Source organism: Paenibacillus sp. USDA918EY (assembly GCF_009870825.1).
GTDB lineage: Bacteria > Bacillota > Bacilli > Paenibacillales > Paenibacillaceae > Paenibacillus_AQ > Paenibacillus_AQ albilobatus.
Genome location: NZ_WTWY01000001.1, coordinates 743,262 through 758,896, shown reverse-complemented (window position 1 = coordinate 758,896; position 15,635 = coordinate 743,262). Strand labels below are relative to the sequence as shown.

The window sequence follows — 15,635 nt, the reverse complement described above, 5'->3', positions numbered from 1 at the left end:
AGGAGGATATGATGAAAAGATACTTGCCAATCATGTTTTTAATAATCTGTTTATCCGTTTCTTGCCAATCCAAGGGAAATCATATACGTGGGGATGAAGGAGAAAAAACGCATGACGCAAAACCCCAAAATATATCTAAAGATAATGGTATTCAAGCAAATCGGGAAAAAGAGCTGTTGCTTCAAATGAAAATTCCTAACCAAAACCCTCTCAACATCTCCGTCGACAAAATTCCGATTATAAATTCGTACTTAGAACCATTTGAGGACAAAAAGAGTGAATTAAATCGAATGCGGATTAATGATTTGTTCACATACAATCAAAAGGACTACATCCTTTTGAATTACAGTTGCGGGACGAAACTTTGCAATCAACTTCTATTGGAACATAAGGATGGAGAATGGCAGTCATTGCAGATTTCAGAGTCAAGTTTTTTTCAAGTCTCTAAGCAAAATGGTGAAATTGCGGCCTTTCTCTTTGGCAGAAATGAAGGTTCAGAGGTTCTTAGAAATCAAGTCGTGATCGTTAATTTGAAAAAGTTTCAGGAAATTCCACCTCCAGAAAATTTGAACATGTTAAGTTCCTTCGAATATCCAATTTCGATGATCGAGTGGAACGATGACACGTTAATAGCCAGGGTTACAAACATCGATGACACCTCATTTACAAATGTGAAAGAATGGAATAAGAAAACTTTTAAACGGTTAGAATGGAAAGTTTATTAACATAATACACGCCAGCAGGTGATTCAATTCAACCATGTTCTCTTTGTCCGATTCGTTTAGTCTCTACGACCGAATTTATCGATCATTTATTTCCTTCCCATCGTCGAGATTTTGCTGCCACATTTTTCAACCCTGACTCCCGAGTTTTGGATTGTTTAGGCGCCGAAAAACAGATCAGGTATGCTTGCTTTTTGAAGTCCTGGCGTCAACGCGTCAAAAGCATTTTTCAACGCAGGATATGGGAATATTCACCTCAAACCGTCTTTTTCTACTTCAATGGCTTCATATATAGGCTTTCAAAGCGCTTTCCATATCAACGATTACTTGAATATCCGCGAACCGAAGCTGGCGCCCTCCCCTCGTATTCTCTACTCGCGCCCCTTCGCAAGTTAATATAACAAATTGCTACCACTTCGTTTGGTTTTATTGTAAAATATAACCACGCCTTCATGAAAGCGTTTACCTTTACATATAAATCGATGATTAGATATATCTTTTAAGGACATGTATTCATCCAAAAGATCGATCCAAACATAGCCGTATGGCGCCCTCTTCGCGATCCGGGTATACCCTTTGATCCGGGTATACCCTTTTTCGAGTTTGTTTATTCCGTTCAAATGAGAAAGAGTTCTAGGAGGTTACAGGATGAACATCTTGATTGTAGAAGACGAAGCTTCCGTAAGGGACATCTTGCAATCGTACTTTATCAATGAAGGCTGGAACGTGCACATTACGGGCGACGGCAGGGAAGCATTGAAGCGAATTCAGCTATTGAAGCTGGACCTGGTCGTGCTGGATCTGATGATTCAAGGGCTCCCCGGGGAGGAGGTTTGCCGCAGCATCCGGCAGGTATCGAATATTCCGCTGATCATGATTACGTCGAAAGCCCGCGAAACGGATATGATAAACGGCCTGAACCTGGGTGCGGACGACTACATCACGAAGCCGTTTCGGATGAAGGAAGTGATTGCAAGAATCTATGCTTTGCAGCGAAGAATCAATCATTTGAACAAAAGCGGGCCCAATGTGCTCTACTTTAACCGCCGCAGGCTGATGGTCAATTTCGAATTCGAGGACGTTTATATCGACGGCAAACCCGCAAACCTGACCGCAACCGAATTTCGCACGTTAAGCATCCTTGTCAAAAAGCCGGGCAAGGTTTTTAGCAGGCATGATTTGTCCTATGAGGTTCAAGGCTACCGTTTCATTGGCGACGGGCGCGTCATGGACGTCCACATCCGGAATATCCGCAGAAAAATCGAAGAGGATCCCAAAAACCCGCAGTATATCGTGACCAAAATCGGCTCCGGATACAAATTTACTTTTCAACCGGACGAAACATGAAAAAGATGTTTTCATTCTTGACGATCTCCACCCGTACATGGCTGTTTTTGGTGATCCTCTGCCTGACGGTGGTTGCTTCCATCGGTTCCTATGTGGCCCTGACGCAAATTTGGAGCAAACAACTCTCCGTGTTTAAGCAAAAATATGCCGCCGAGCAGAGCCAACATCTGCTCTATTCGCTTCGGGAACGGATGCAGCAAAACGGAACGGACCGCAGCGACAGCATCGGAATATTCGAGGAAGCATCGCGCCATTTTGCGATTCCGATTCAATATGTCGACGCGGATCGCGAAACGGTCATTTTGGATTTGCTGGACCCGGTCTGGCTGAAACGGACCGATCTTTTTACCGTTGAAGCGCCGCTCGTATTAAACGGGAAAATCGATGGTTATCTCACCTCCTATTTTGATACGTCGGACGGTACGTATTCGCCCGCCATCCGGCAATTCGAAGAGCAGATTCAGCGCCGGAGCAGGTTTGCGATCACGATGCTCCTGTGTGCCGCTTTCGCGGTATCCGTATTTGCCTCTTGGCGCTGGAGCCGAAGCCTGTCCACGTCATCCGGCATGGCGGAGTCCATCGTCACGAGCAACCAGCTTTCGCCGATTCCGGTCCGAGGCACGACGGAGACCCGGGTTCTGATCACGACGATCAACCATCTGATCGACCGTTTCGAACGCCATGAATCATGGCGCAATCAGCTGATGCAGGATCTGACCCACGAGCTCAGAACGCCGCTGACCGCCGTGTTGTCGCAGCTGGACGCGATCATTGACGGCATTTATCCGCTAACCGCCGATCAAATCCAGCGCATTCTCGTTGACATCGAACGGCTGTACCGACTCGTGGAAGACATGGAAAAACTGTCGGAAGCCGAAGGGGCCCAATTCGAGCTGAATAAGCAGGAAGTCAATTTGTCCCGGGTCGTTCAAGGCATTTATGAAGGATTTTTATTTCTGACCCGGGAAAAAAACATCCGGTTTGAATATGTGCCGTCCAAAACGCCGTGCTACCTGCAAGCCGATCCGGACCGGGTCGCGCAAATCCTGTCCAACGTCATGTACAATGCCATCAAATATACGCCAAGCGGCGGAAAAATCGAGGTCGGCGTCGTCCATGAAGAGGACTCCATGCTCGTATACTGCAAAGATACGGGGATGGGAATACCGGAAGAAGATCTGGGCCGGATTTTTGACCGTTTTTATCGGGCGGATAAATCCAGATCCAGGGACAGCGGCGGCCTTGGCGTAGGTTTAAGCATTGCCAAAGCGCTGGTGGAGGCCCATCAAGGCAAGATATGGGCTGAAAGCAAGCTTGGCAAGGGCTCCGTCTTTTGGATCCGGCTGCCGGTGCAGCAATCGTTTCAAATGGATTCATCCCGACAAGCCTTATCTGCGGGCTGATTTCCCGAATAACGTATGTTTTTCGAACCTAAAGGAGGTCGCTATGCCGTTCCTTGAAGCTTGCCGGACGTTCAAAAGGCAGCCCTATATTGTCCTGCAGCCCTTCCTGATCGACGCCATTCTGCTGGCTGTTCTTTATGGCTCGCACGGGTGGGCGGTTAAATCCCAGTGGAGCTCGAGGGTCATGTTGGGCATCGGAATTCCGTCCGTTTTTCAGCTGTATTCCCTCCCGTTTACGTGGTTTATGCTGGCCGCCGCCGTGCTGTGGTCATTCGCGCAGGGAGGATATATAAGTACGCTCGCTGCCGCGTGCCGGGGTTCGAAACTTCATGCTTCCCAGATTTTGCGCGCGAACCTGCGTTTCGGCCTCCCCTTTCTGCTGCTGCAGGCCGCGATGGTGCTTGCGACGTCAACGGTATCAACCCTGTTGATCTTATTGTTTGGAGCGATTGGCTCCGGAGCCGCCCTTCTATTTTTTATCGCTTTCCGTATCCTGTTTGTATTTTTGGAGTTTACGGTCGTCACGGACCGCGTTCCTTTTGATGCCGCCTTTCGCCGTGCCTTTCGATCCTTAAAGCAGCACTGGCCCGCCTCCGTCGCAATGGCCGCCGTGATTTTGGTTGTTTCGGGCCTGGCAAGCCTGGCAGCCAACTTGTTCGCCGCTCCGGTTCAGCTTGTGCTGATCCTGATCGTTTACGATACGATGATGTCCGTGCTGCTTTTGGCGCTGATGCTTACCTATCAAGAGGCTAGAAGATATGAAGGATAAGCGTCGTCAGCCAACTTGACGGCGACAAATCGAAGAGCCCGCCTCCGATTCGGATGCGGGCTTTTTTACGGTTACCTGTTTACGGCCGATACTTAAACTTTTAAATATTCATGCGGCTTTATCACTTCCCTTTTGAGGATTTTGCTTCCTGAATCGCTTTTTCCGCTTTTTCCGTCTGCGTTCTCAGAAACTTCTGAATGTCCATGTCCGACTGCAAAAACTCCTTGATCGCGTCGTCCAGCTTCACGTAGGAATCCCATGAGCTGCTTTTGGCCGGCGGCGGCGTGAAAGGATATTGGAAAAACGCGTTAATGTTTTTGCCTTCGTACCTCATATTGTCCTGGGCGAATTGCTCGTTGATCGTTTTGTCCCCCGTGATGACGGACGGCGTTCCCGCCCGGGCAAGCGTTGCCTGATATTCGGGCGAAATGCTTTCAAGGATCCATTGGAATGCCGCTTCCTTGTGCTTGCTGAACGCATTGATCGCGAAAATCTGCGTGTTCGGCGTTGGCGCCGTATTTTCCCGGCCCGGAAAGGTGGGTACGGGAACTATATCCATGTCCTGCTGGAATTCCTTCGCTTCTTCGTCGTTCCCCCCGAACCAGGTTAAATAACCATGCCAATCCACATGCATCGCGACGGTTTTATCGCTGAATCCGCTGATGTTTTCATCGTACATGCCCGGTATGCTATATATTTTTTTCAACAATTCCATATATTGCGTGAATTCCGGATTTTTGGATAACAGCACTTCGCCAGTATCGGGATCGGTTAAAGTGACGGACAGCTGCTTCAGGGGGAACGTATAGCTTCCAAGCTCCAATCCCCTGTAATGCACCCCGTTCCGTTCGGCGGTCATTTTTTTCGCCATCTCGATCGCTTCATCCCATGTCATATGATCCGAAGGATATTCGACCCCGAACAGATCAAATATTTCCTTGTTGTAATGAAGGCCGATGACGCCCATCTCCTGCGGAATGCCAACCAAACGCCCCTCCCGGTCCCGCGACCGCACTTGGGCGAGTATGGCCGGGTCCACTTGGCTCAGATCGACTCCGTATTCTTTCACCATGCCATCCAGCGGATAAACCATCTCCAGTTCTTGAAGCGGTTCTTGGCCCGTAAACGCAAGCACGATATCCGGAACGATCTGCGAAGCGTTAAGCTCCTGCATATTCTCCACGGTACCGTTCCAGTCGACATGCGTCACCTTGATATGAGGCAGCTTTTCCTTCATATAATTGCCAATGCGGGAATTAAAGTAATCCTCGCCCCAAGGCGTGGCTACAAGCAGTTCGACCGGATCTTCCGGAAACGTCTTCACGGGAGTCTGCTCCTCAGGCTTCGCTTGTTCTACTTCCGTCTGTGGCTTCGGCTCAGGAACGGCTTCCTGTTTCGTTTCGCCGGCGCAAGCGGAGATCGTAAGCAACAGCAGCAAACCGATCATCCCATACACCCAAGATTGCTTTTTGCCCACTCGTATTCCCCCTCATCCGTAAGGTTATCATGGAAGGGCTTTAACATCGCATCAATTCTGCTGGTTTCTCTCCTTCACGATGGCGGCGTAGTCCTCATCCATTTTCCGCAGGAAGGTTTGAACGTCGTTGCCTGAAGTCAGGAAAGGCTGGACCTGTGAACCGACGTAGTTGGTTCCGTAGAGCAAAATGTCCGGGCCGTATGGACTGTACAACGCCGGTTTGGCCTGCTGCAGCGAATAGATGCCTTTAATGTTGAATTCCCGTCCGTTCAGCGTATCCCCAGCGAACTGCTCCAAGATGCTTTGATCCGAAGAGACGGAAGGAATGCCCGCACGGGTCATGCGGATTTGCTGTTCATCCGTCAGCAGGAATTCCAGCAGATCCATCGCTTCGTCAATATGTTTGCTGTGTTTGTTGACGGCGATCGTCAGCGGCAGCGTGGACGGCCCGACGCCCGGCAGGTCCGGCCAGCTCGGGAAGCTCACCACGTCATAATCGAGTTCTTCCGGATAATAAGGGATCGTGTTTGCAATCAGTCCCAGGCTCATCGCCACGTCGCCTTTTTTAAAGTCGTATTCGATTCCGGGTTCCCAGTTCCCCGGGATGCTTGCGATCCGTTTCGTTAAGCCCAGAAATTTCGCGAATGCCGGATTTTTCGAAAATTGGGGTTCGCCCGTTTGCGGGTCCGTGCCATTGGCGGATAGCTGCGTCATCGCCTGGGACAAAGAGTTGGTCGCCAATCCCCGGTATTTCACGCCATCCCTTTCCCCGGTCACCTTGCCGGCAAGGTCGATCACCTCGTCCCAGGTCATCCCGTCGACCGGATAATCCACGCCGAACTTGTCAAACACGGCTTTGTTGTAATGCAGCGCCACCGTCACGTCCTCGATCGGAACGCCGAGCAGCCTTCCTTTTCCTTCCGGATCCCGCGCCCGAAGCGCATCCATGATTCCCGGCCTGATGGCGTTGAAATCGAAGTTTCGTTCTTTCAGCATGTCATCCAGCGGCAGCAGCATATCCCTTTCCTTCAAAATGTCGAAGCCATCCGTCGTCAGAATCAAATCCGGCATCACATTTTGGGCGAACAATTCGTCAAAGGACGCCGCATCCGCGAATTTGCCCGTAGGTTCGATATCGACATTGGGGAATTTCTCCTTCGTTCCCGCAAGAATGCGGCTTTCCACCTGTTCTTTGCTCCAAGGCGCCATGAAAATCAGCTTGATCGGCTCATTATTTTCTTTTTTCTCCTCAGGCTTCTGCTCCGCCGGTTGACTGGGGGCTTGCTTTGTATCCGCCGGGGGCTGCTCCTTTGCCGCCGTATCGTTTCCCGAACCTCCGGAGCCGCATCCCGTCAACATAAGCGCAAATGCAACGACTATCAAGAAAATAACATTCATCCGCTTTTTCATGACCGATTCATCCCTTCAACATGTATTCATCTTATACCCTTTGGCATTACATGAACTTATGGAAATCGCTTCGGTGCCTTGCAGCATTTTTTGGCCCGCATCCCCCCTTCTTCTGTCCCTGATCCCTGCAATGCCCAACGTTTCCGTGCCGGCCCGATGGCATTTGCAGCATGCACGTTATTCTACAAGTCCCGTACGCTCGACGCTTTCGACGAAATAACGCTGCGCAAAGAAGAAGATGAGAAGCGGCGGCAACAGCGCAAGGAAGCTGGCAGACATTTTGATGGCTTCCACCAATACGAGGGCGGTTTCTTCGTTCCCGAGCATGCTTGTTATGCTTGCATCCACCCGGGACATCTGGGTCGAAAGCGGCACTAAGGGCGATTGCCCGAGAAACATCCGCGGATAATAGGTGTCGTTCCACGTCCATACGAAGGAGAACAGGGAAACGACGAGAATCGCGGGTTTGGCCAGCGGAAACATCACTTTCCAATAAAATTTGAAGCTGCTCGCGCCGTCGATTTTTCCCGCCTCCTCAAGTTCTTTCGGCTGCGTCGTATAAAACTGCCTGAAGATGATGACAAATAACGCGCCTTTGATCCCGAAACCAAACAGGGAAGGCAGAACCAGCGAAAAAAGATGACCTTGCAGCCCCAGTTTTGTGTACATGATGATCATCGGCAGCACGATCACCTGCGGCGGAATGATAAACGTTACCGCAAGCAGCGCCGTCAGCAGCTTTTTGAAAGGGAACTGCATTCGGGCCAAGGCATAACCCATCAATCCGCAGGCGATCACATGAAACAAGGCCACGACCGCGGAAATGCCGACGCTAACCGATAAGGATTGCACGTAATGAAGCGCCTGCCAGGCCGTTTTCAAATGGCCAAAATAGACTTCATGGGGTACCCAAGTCACCGTCGGGTCGTTCAAGTCCTTCTCGTTCATCACCATTTTCACGAGCATTTTCAAAATGGGATTCAAATAAATGTAAGAGGTGACGATCAGAATCCAGTAAATAAACAGTTTGAACAATAATCCCCGGTTCACTTCCCGGCCGAGGATGACGTAACGAATCGTGTTCAAGCCGTCGCGTGCGACCCTTTTTTTCAGCGAAGACGTTTTGGTCTTTATCGCGTTCATTTTCCCAATCACTTCGGCCCCTCCTCTCTTGCGGGATCTGCATCACCGGTATCGGCGGCTGCGGTTCATTCTCAAAAACAGGAGCATGATCAAGCTCAGGAAGCAGGCGATAACGACGAAATAAATCCAGGCCAAAGCGCTGTTGTAGCCGTAGTTCCCGGTATTGATCAGCTCGATGATCGGGTTGTAAGGGAACGTGAACATATCGACCACCGTATAAATCAGGTTCAGCAAAATGAACGGGGACATGGCCGGCAGCGTAATCTTCCAGAACACCTCCCACGGAGAAGCGCCGTCGATCCGCGCGGACTCGTAACTCGATTTCGAGATCGTCTGCCTTCCCGCAAGGAAAATCAGAATCTGTACCCCGGAGTACCATAACACGAGCACGAACCGGTTCAGCACGTCCATCACGGGTTTCGTCCAGGAGCTGTCCCCCAAAAAATCAAGCAGGTATTCCCCGATCGAAAACCGTTCCAAAAAACCAAGCGTCCCTTCGCCCTGATTCACGAATTCCGTCAGCACGTACCCCGAAGTAAAAATGATCGGCAGGAAGAACACGACCCGAAACAAAATCCGCCCCGGAAAATTCTGATTGAGCATGATGGCGATAAATAACGAAAAGACGATGATGACGGGCACCATGATGACGATTTCCTGAAAAAACGGAATGAGATTATCGTAAAAGGCCGAACTCCCGAACAGAATTTCCTTATAATATTTCAAGCCTTGAAAATCGTATTTGAGGCCCGTCGGCAGCACCGTCACCTTGTGCAAGCTCATATACAAAGAGAAAACAAGCGGAAAAGCCATAAACAACAGGAAGCCGAGGATCCAGGGAGCAACAAACGCCAGCGCTTCCAAATGCCGCGAAGTCCGAGCTTTGAGCTTGAATTTGCCCATCATGATCTCCCCCCATGAACGACGGCAAAGTCCTGGGCTTTGACCTCATACCCGTCCCCGTAATATGGCGATTCGTTGTAGTTCACGACGATCCGTTTCCCGTTGTCGTATGTCGTCTCGTAGACGCCCGCGGCCAGGGAGCGGTGGCCTACGATCATCCGGTCCTGCACGTCCCCGAGCGCTTCGTTGAACCGGCTGTACTGCTTTGCGATTTCTTCCGACCAATCTTTGTAATGCGTGCTGTAGTAGTTATAAAGCGAACGCGTCCCGATCAGATCCTGCGAAGCCGCATAAGTCAGCATGAAACTCGGGATGGAGCCGTACTCCATGTTTTTCAGAAGATAGGTCGCATAGTTATCGGCGGTATTGGCAAAGCCGGACGAATAAGGGATCAGTCCATGCAGCGCTATTTGCATAAACGGCACCGTCCCGTCGACGAACAGATCGAAGGAATTTTCGATCGGCACGCCGTCCAAAGCGTCGACGTATTTCCAAGCATACGCGTTGGCGCTTTCCGCCCTGACGGGGCCCAGCGTTTGAACCGCCTGACCCAACAGCTGCTGCTGGATTCCTTTGGCTTCTTCCCGCGTCGCCTTGTGCCGCTCGTTAAAATCGCTGTTCAACAACGATCCCAAACCGCCCCCTAGCGTCAACCCGTCCGTTCCGAGCTGCTTGAACTTGTCAAAGTCCTTCTCCAGCACCTTTTGCATGAAACGGGGGCTCACGAGCGTCGTTGCGGTCTCGTTTCTTCGTCCATATTTGATGACGACCGATCCCAGGTCCTGCAATCCGTCCCGGCTGGAGCGGAATCCGTCCCGCCCCGTGTTGTTGAACGTGTACGAAGAGGCCTCCAGCGTCACGTCGTGGCCTTTGACATGGGCATATTCGATGAACTGCCGCATTCCGTCATTGCCTCCGATGCCTTTGTCGACCGGAAAATGCCCGCCGAAATCGCTGATGCCTCCCTTTTGCCAGCCGGCGTAGGTGATGGACATTTTCTTGACTCCGGTCGCCGTCAGCTCATTGACGATCTCTTCGGCTTCCGATGTCGTAGTCAGAGCCTCGTAAGAGTCCCACAGGAACCCTTTTTTGGAGTCGGCCCCAAGCAAATAGACCGGCAGACGGATGGAATCGCCATCCGGCGTCACCCGCTTCAAACCGTCTTCCTCCATCAGAACCTGGCGATAACGCGCCGCCATCCCGACGTAATCGGGAGAGCCGCCATTCAGGAAATAATAGCGGATCGAACGGTCGCCTTGCGCGCGATCTTTGTTGAAGGTCTGAAATCCGTTTTGCTTGCGCTTATCGGTAGGCTGAAAAAAACGCTGCCGGTACGTAAACTCGGCCGTCGCCCAGTTATACTGGTTCATCGATTTGGACGGCGCCGCAAGCACGTTGGCGTATTCCGCCCCGTCATGAATGACGGCCAGGAGTGCCTGATCACCGGCCTTGATGCCGAAAACGGGCATGCGAACCGGCTGGCGAATCGAAAGGGACGGGTTGTTGTTGCTGAAGGCGTAATCCTCGCCGTATACCGCTTCGAAATAAAAATTGTTGTTTGGCGGCCGGTCCTTCCGGAACTGAATCAGCGTCCCCGGTCCATCGGGTATCAAGAGGTAACCGTCCTCCCGGTCCGAAGTGTGGGCGCCGAGGAACGGATATAAGCGAAGTGCGGCAATGCGCGCGTTTTTATCCTTTTTTTTCGCGCGTGCCTCATATTCGGCCATCTCCTCGCTGCTTTTTCCGTCCTTAAAACCTTCCTCGATAATTTTCGTTTCCACGTAGTCATCCTTCAGACTCACTTCGATCGGAATGGCGAACCCGATGTCGGGCATGTTAAACGTCAGCCGGAAGCCCGAATCCGTCAGCTCGAACCGCTCGATCGCCGCTTTCTGGTCCAGGACGTTCGTTTCCTTGATTTGGTCTTTTCGCACGTTAAATTCGACGTATTTGATAAATACCGGGGACTGCATATGCTTTTTCCAGGTGTTGGTGTTATCCTTGTCGTTCCAGCCGTAAGCATCCGGAAAAGACCTCCACGCTTGGCCGCTGCGTTTATCCTTTACCAGGAAATGTCCGGTTTTCGGGTCGACATACAGCCCGAGATTGGCATTTTCGCTCGCGAGCCGAAAGGAATCGTCGTCCGGAAACAGGGAACGGTAGCTGTTTTTGGCCGTTTGGACGTTCGCGCCCTTCGCGGTTCTGGCGCCGGTCGTTGAACCCTCCTGTGCGTCCTTCGTTTGTTGGGGAGTTCCGGCTTTCGTCCCTGTTTCGGATTCCCGAACGTTTGCGGCATGGTTTTCCTGCTTCGCCCCCTGCTCCCAATCCGTTTTGGCCGCTTCCGCCTGGCCTGGCTTCTTCGTCTCCGCGGCAATGGTATACGTGACGATGCTTGCGCTTGTTATGGCCGCTAAAAGCGTCAGAACGAAAAGCCGTTTCCATTTCGCCGGCAACTGCATCACATCGACACCTCCTGGTATATGGTATAGAAGAAGTTTTGAAGCTCGGAAGACAGCCCCGCGATGATCGATATCAGCACCCAGGCGATCACCATCGCAAACGCCGTCAGAAGGATATTCCCTACCGTTTCGCCGACGCCGTAATTTTGCAGGGACTGGATTTTCCAGAAAAACAAACATCCGCACCAGATCAGCATGCCGGTCTGGAAAAAGCCGTAAATCGACGATTCGCTGAGCGCCATCATATTGGATACGGCCGCCAGCGGCAGCCCGAGGATCACGATCGGGAACAAGGCGTAGGAGCTGCCTACAAACACATCCTTAAAACGCGCCTCCCCTTGCCGGATGCTGCCGATCAAATAATTGCAGACGACCCAAGTCAGCCAGGTGACCGCTCCGGTCAACAGGAAGCCGCTGCTTCGTTCGTTGCTGGGGACGGGCATGAAGGTAAAACTCGTGTAATATTCCTTCGCCAGAAGCACCAGCGTTACAAACAGTAGAAGAATGAATGCGCTCAGGTAGCCGCCTTTTTGCGCATACCTCAGATCCGCGAACCCGTCGATCGGGTGCCTCAAAATGGTGAACGCATGCCGCAGCTGGGCCAAAAGCTTGTTTTTGCCCAAAAACCCCCGTAATTTTTTGCTCCCCTGCGCGAGAAAACGCATCTTCTTCCTGCTGCGGTAAAATATCCAGATCAGGATGGCCGCGATGAACGCCGTATTGGCCAAAACGGAGAAATGGCGCTGGAACCACTGCAGGCGAAGCTGCCAAAACGAGTCGGAATATCCGCTCACATCCCCCGACAGCTTGAACAGGCGAAGCGCTTCTTTATAATCCTCCTTGTAATAAGCCGCTTCCGCGAGTCCTTGATAAGCCGGGGAATACAACGCGTTTAACCTCAGAACCTCCCGCCAGACGGGCTCGCTTTCGGCATATTTTCCTTCCTGGGACAAGGTGGTCGCTTTATGCAGAAGCGTCCCGAATTCGGTCGGCTTCAGCACGTGGATCAGGTTTTGGGAATCGTCCAAAATGAACAGCTCGTTTTTGGAATTGGTATCCACCGCCACCGGGCTTTGGCTGATGCCAAGCTGCGGAGACCCGATCGTCACCGGTCCCGTCCAGAAAAAAAGCAGCTCCCCGTTCGGGCCGTATTGCGTCACCGCATTGGACACTTTATCGATCGCGACCAGATTTCCGTTGCGGTCCACCGTAATATCGGTCAAGCCGGATTTTTGCACTTCCTGCTTCGAATCGGCCGTCTTCGTTTCCGTCGCCTGGCTCCGGCTCCTGAACCGGGGCTCGATCCCGAACTTTTTGTCCTTCCATTGATTTTCGCCGCGGATATTCAGCTTTTTGACCTGTTCCTTATCCGTCGCGGACACCGTATAGATGAACCCCTGTGCGTCGATGTGGATATTGCGGATGGTCGAAGGCAGCGTGCGAACCTGGCGGCTGAGCTGCTCTTCGGTATAAAACAGCTTGCGTACGATGTCCATGAGGGATACTTCGGTCATATTGGTGCCGTAAAAGCCGTAAAAATTGCCTTCGGGATCCAGCTGGATCACCCCTTGATAACTTCCGTTGCTGATGACGTACATGAATCCCCTGGCGTCCACGACGAGATTCGTCGGTTCATAGTGGAAGGATTCATCGATGAAACGCGACTTCGGACGCCCGTACTCCGCAAGCAGCTCGCCGCTTGGAGAGAGCTTCAGAATCCGTTTGTTTCCCGTATCGGCGACATAAATCATTCCATCCGGGGTCACGAACACGCCTTGCGGCGATTTCATGCCCTTCGCGGTAATTTCCCTCACGAATTCCCCGTCCCGGTTCAGGTGAACGATCCGGTTGTTGTCCGTATCCGCGATATAGATTTCGTCTTTGCCGTCGATAAACAGATCCTGCGGACGTTTCAGCGGCGAGTACTCCAGGCGTTCCGCGCCGTTTTGCGACATCGCTTTATAAATGTTGTCTCCCACGACCGCGGAAGGGTAATAGGCCGCCTGACTGGGAATCCTCCGATCGTAACCGTCCTTGCTGAAAGTCATGTAGGGCGGTTCCGCCGCAGCCAAGCCGGGAAACAAGATCGCGGTCAAGATGCAAAAAACCGTTAACAAAAAGACGAACCGTCGTTTGCCCCTTCTCTTTTCCATGTTTGAACCTCCGTTACCCTACTTGATGCCCGAATGGGCCATCGTCTGAATGACTTTCCGCTGCGACAGCAGGAAGATGATCAGATTCGGCATAAAAATGATCAATGATGCCGCGGCTGCGACTCCTTGGCGCGCTACCGTGTTCGCCAGATTGGATGTAAGCGATTCCACATAAAACGGCAGCGTCTTCATCGCGTCGTCCTGCATAAAAAGCGCGGAGGTTTCCGAATTGCTCCATGCGGTTTGAAACGACAAGATCGTAATCGTCGCCATCGCCGGCGTGACGATCGGCAGAATCATCCGGACGAGCAGCTGCCACTCGGTTGCTCCGTCAAGCTTCGCCGCTTCCAGCAGCTCATCCGGCACTTGATCCATAAACTGCTTCAGCAAAAACACGCCGACGGGCAAAGCAAGGATCGGCAGCACATGCCCCCAATAGGTGTTCATGATCCCCAAGGACTTGACGACGATATAACGCGGAATGCCCATCGTTTCCACGGAGATCATGATCGACAGCAGAATGACGCCGAATACGATCTTCCGACCCGGGAACGGATGTTTTGCCAGCGGATAGGCGCACAAGGCGCCCAGGATGACCATGCCGACCGTTGAAAGCAACGTGACCACAATACTGTTGAAAATAAACCGGGTCACCGGGAGAAACGTGTCCTGCGTCGCGTGAAGCAGGTCGGTAAAGTTCTGCGTCGTCGGCTCGCGCACGAAAAACGTCGGCGGAAACAGGAACAGCTCGTGCAGCGGCTTGAACGCATGGTTGAAAATAAAAACGAGGGGCAGAAGCATAAATACGGCAAGAAGCGTCAGCAGAACAAGCAAAAAGATTTGCGTTTTGTCCATGCTGCGGAAATCGCTCCGGTACAAAGACCATGATCTGGCCATGGATTGCCGCATTTTTTTCAGCAGCGCCATGCTATTCATCCTCCTTCGGCCCGAGCAGCATCCACAGGAATCGGCTGAGCAGGACGGTAAGAATGAGCAGAACGATCGAAATGGCGCTCGCGTAGCCCAGCTCAAGCCTCGTAAAGCCGAAATCCTCGATATGATTCATGAATAGCTGCCCCGAATAATCCGGCGTCGGGTTCATCCCGGACAGCTGCGTTCCGATGCCGCCGGATTTTAACGTCCCGACGATCGCCATGACCGCGGCAAACAACATCTGCGGTTTCATCATCGGAACGGTAATGTACCAAATTTCCTGCAATCGGCTGGAAATGCCGTCAATCCTCCCCGCTTCGTACAGCGTGCGGTCGACGTTCAGAATGCCCGCCAGAATGGCGAGGAATCCCAGCCCCATGCTGGACCAGATCGACACGACGATCATGATGCCCAGCAGGTAGTCCTTATCGATCGTTAACAGCACGGGCTGGTCGATAAAACCCCATTTCAGCAGGAAGCTGTTAATATAACCGGTGCGATCCCCCGTAAACATGACCTGCCAAACGACGACCATCGCGATCCCGCCCGTCAGGGAAGGCGCGTACATCGCAAGCGCGTACCAAACGCGAAGGGTGCCCGGAAGCTGGGCGATCAGCCACGCGAGGACAAAAGCCAGAATATATCCGATCGGCCCTACGAATAAGGCAAACTTGAAGGAATTCGGGATGACGTGCTGCAGGAAAATGACGTCCTGCGAAAATAAATTTTGATAATTCATCCACCCGGCCCACTTCGGGAACTCGATCGAGTTGAAATACGTAAAACTGAGGGCGACTCCCGTAATAACCGGAATGATGATAAATAAACTGAACACGATGAGGAAGGGCGCGATAAAGAGATAGGAAAGCCGGAACTTCCATATTTCTCTCATCTTGTCCTGCAGCATCCGGCCGAG

General features: G+C 51.8%; 12 protein-coding genes. 4 read left to right on the top strand and 8 right to left on the bottom strand.

Going from position 1 to position 15,635, the window contains the following annotated elements:
* Positions 1 to 11 precede the first annotated feature (11 nt).
* The 4 genes from GQY55_RS03450 (at position 12) to GQY55_RS03435 (ending at position 4,241) form a co-directional block, all read left to right on the top strand.
* Positions 12 to 725 (top strand): hypothetical protein, encoded by a 714-nt coding sequence (locus tag GQY55_RS03450; protein ID WP_160038113.1) that lies wholly within the window; start codon positions 12 to 14, stop codon positions 723 to 725.
* A gap of 645 nt (positions 726 to 1,370) precedes the next feature.
* Entirely contained in the window at positions 1,371 to 2,069 is a 699-nt protein-coding gene (locus GQY55_RS03445) for a response regulator transcription factor (protein WP_160038111.1), read from the top strand.
* Entirely contained in the window at positions 2,066 to 3,472 is a 1,407-nt protein-coding gene (locus GQY55_RS03440; protein WP_236575383.1) for a HAMP domain-containing sensor histidine kinase, read from the top strand. The genes GQY55_RS03445 and GQY55_RS03440 overlap by 4 nt, the downstream gene beginning before the upstream one ends.
* Positions 3,473 to 3,515: 43 nt before the next feature.
* Positions 3,516 to 4,241 carry a hypothetical protein gene (locus GQY55_RS03435; protein WP_160038109.1) on the top strand — a complete coding sequence of 242 codons (726 nt, stop codon included), beginning with the start codon at positions 3,516 to 3,518 and terminating at the stop codon, positions 4,239 to 4,241.
* A gap of 121 nt (positions 4,242 to 4,362) precedes the next feature.
* Here GQY55_RS03435 and GQY55_RS03430 read toward each other — a convergent pair whose 3' ends face one another.
* The 8 genes from GQY55_RS03430 to GQY55_RS03395 all read right to left on the bottom strand — a co-directional run bounded on the left by GQY55_RS03430 (position 4,363) and on the right by GQY55_RS03395 (position 15,626).
* Positions 4,363 to 5,718 carry an ABC transporter substrate-binding protein gene (locus tag GQY55_RS03430; protein ID WP_160038107.1) on the bottom strand — a complete coding sequence of 452 codons (1,356 nt, stop codon included), beginning with the start codon at positions 5,716 to 5,718 and terminating at the stop codon, positions 4,363 to 4,365.
* A gap of 51 nt (positions 5,719 to 5,769) precedes the next feature.
* Entirely contained in the window at positions 5,770 to 7,101 is a 1,332-nt protein-coding gene (locus GQY55_RS03425) for an ABC transporter substrate-binding protein (RefSeq protein WP_236575382.1), read from the bottom strand.
* A gap of 204 nt (positions 7,102 to 7,305) precedes the next feature.
* Complete coding sequence (locus GQY55_RS03420; protein WP_160038103.1) at positions 7,306 to 8,283, bottom strand: carbohydrate ABC transporter permease; 978 nt, start codon at positions 8,281 to 8,283, stop codon at positions 7,306 to 7,308.
* A 30-nt stretch (positions 8,284 to 8,313) separates the two neighbouring features.
* On the bottom strand, positions 8,314 to 9,177 hold the full coding sequence (locus GQY55_RS03415; RefSeq protein ID WP_160038101.1) for a carbohydrate ABC transporter permease: 864 nt from the start codon (positions 9,175 to 9,177) through the stop codon (positions 8,314 to 8,316).
* Positions 9,174 to 11,633, bottom strand: coding sequence for a DUF5696 domain-containing protein (locus tag GQY55_RS03410; RefSeq protein ID WP_160038539.1), 2,460 nt, complete (start codon positions 11,631 to 11,633; stop codon positions 9,174 to 9,176). Before GQY55_RS03410 ends, GQY55_RS03415 begins: the two co-directional genes overlap by 4 nt.
* Positions 11,633 to 13,786 (bottom strand): YIP1 family protein, encoded by a 2,154-nt coding sequence (locus GQY55_RS03405; RefSeq protein ID WP_160038099.1) that lies wholly within the window; start codon positions 13,784 to 13,786, stop codon positions 11,633 to 11,635. Before GQY55_RS03405 ends, GQY55_RS03410 begins: the two co-directional genes overlap by 1 nt.
* Positions 13,787 to 13,804: 18 nt before the next feature.
* On the bottom strand, positions 13,805 to 14,713 hold the full coding sequence (locus GQY55_RS03400) for a carbohydrate ABC transporter permease (RefSeq protein WP_160038097.1): 909 nt from the start codon (positions 14,711 to 14,713) through the stop codon (positions 13,805 to 13,807).
* A 1-nt stretch (position 14,714) separates the two neighbouring features.
* On the bottom strand, positions 14,715 to 15,626 hold the full coding sequence (locus GQY55_RS03395; protein WP_373309160.1) for a carbohydrate ABC transporter permease: 912 nt from the start codon (positions 15,624 to 15,626) through the stop codon (positions 14,715 to 14,717).
* Positions 15,627 to 15,635: the final 9 nt, after the last annotated feature.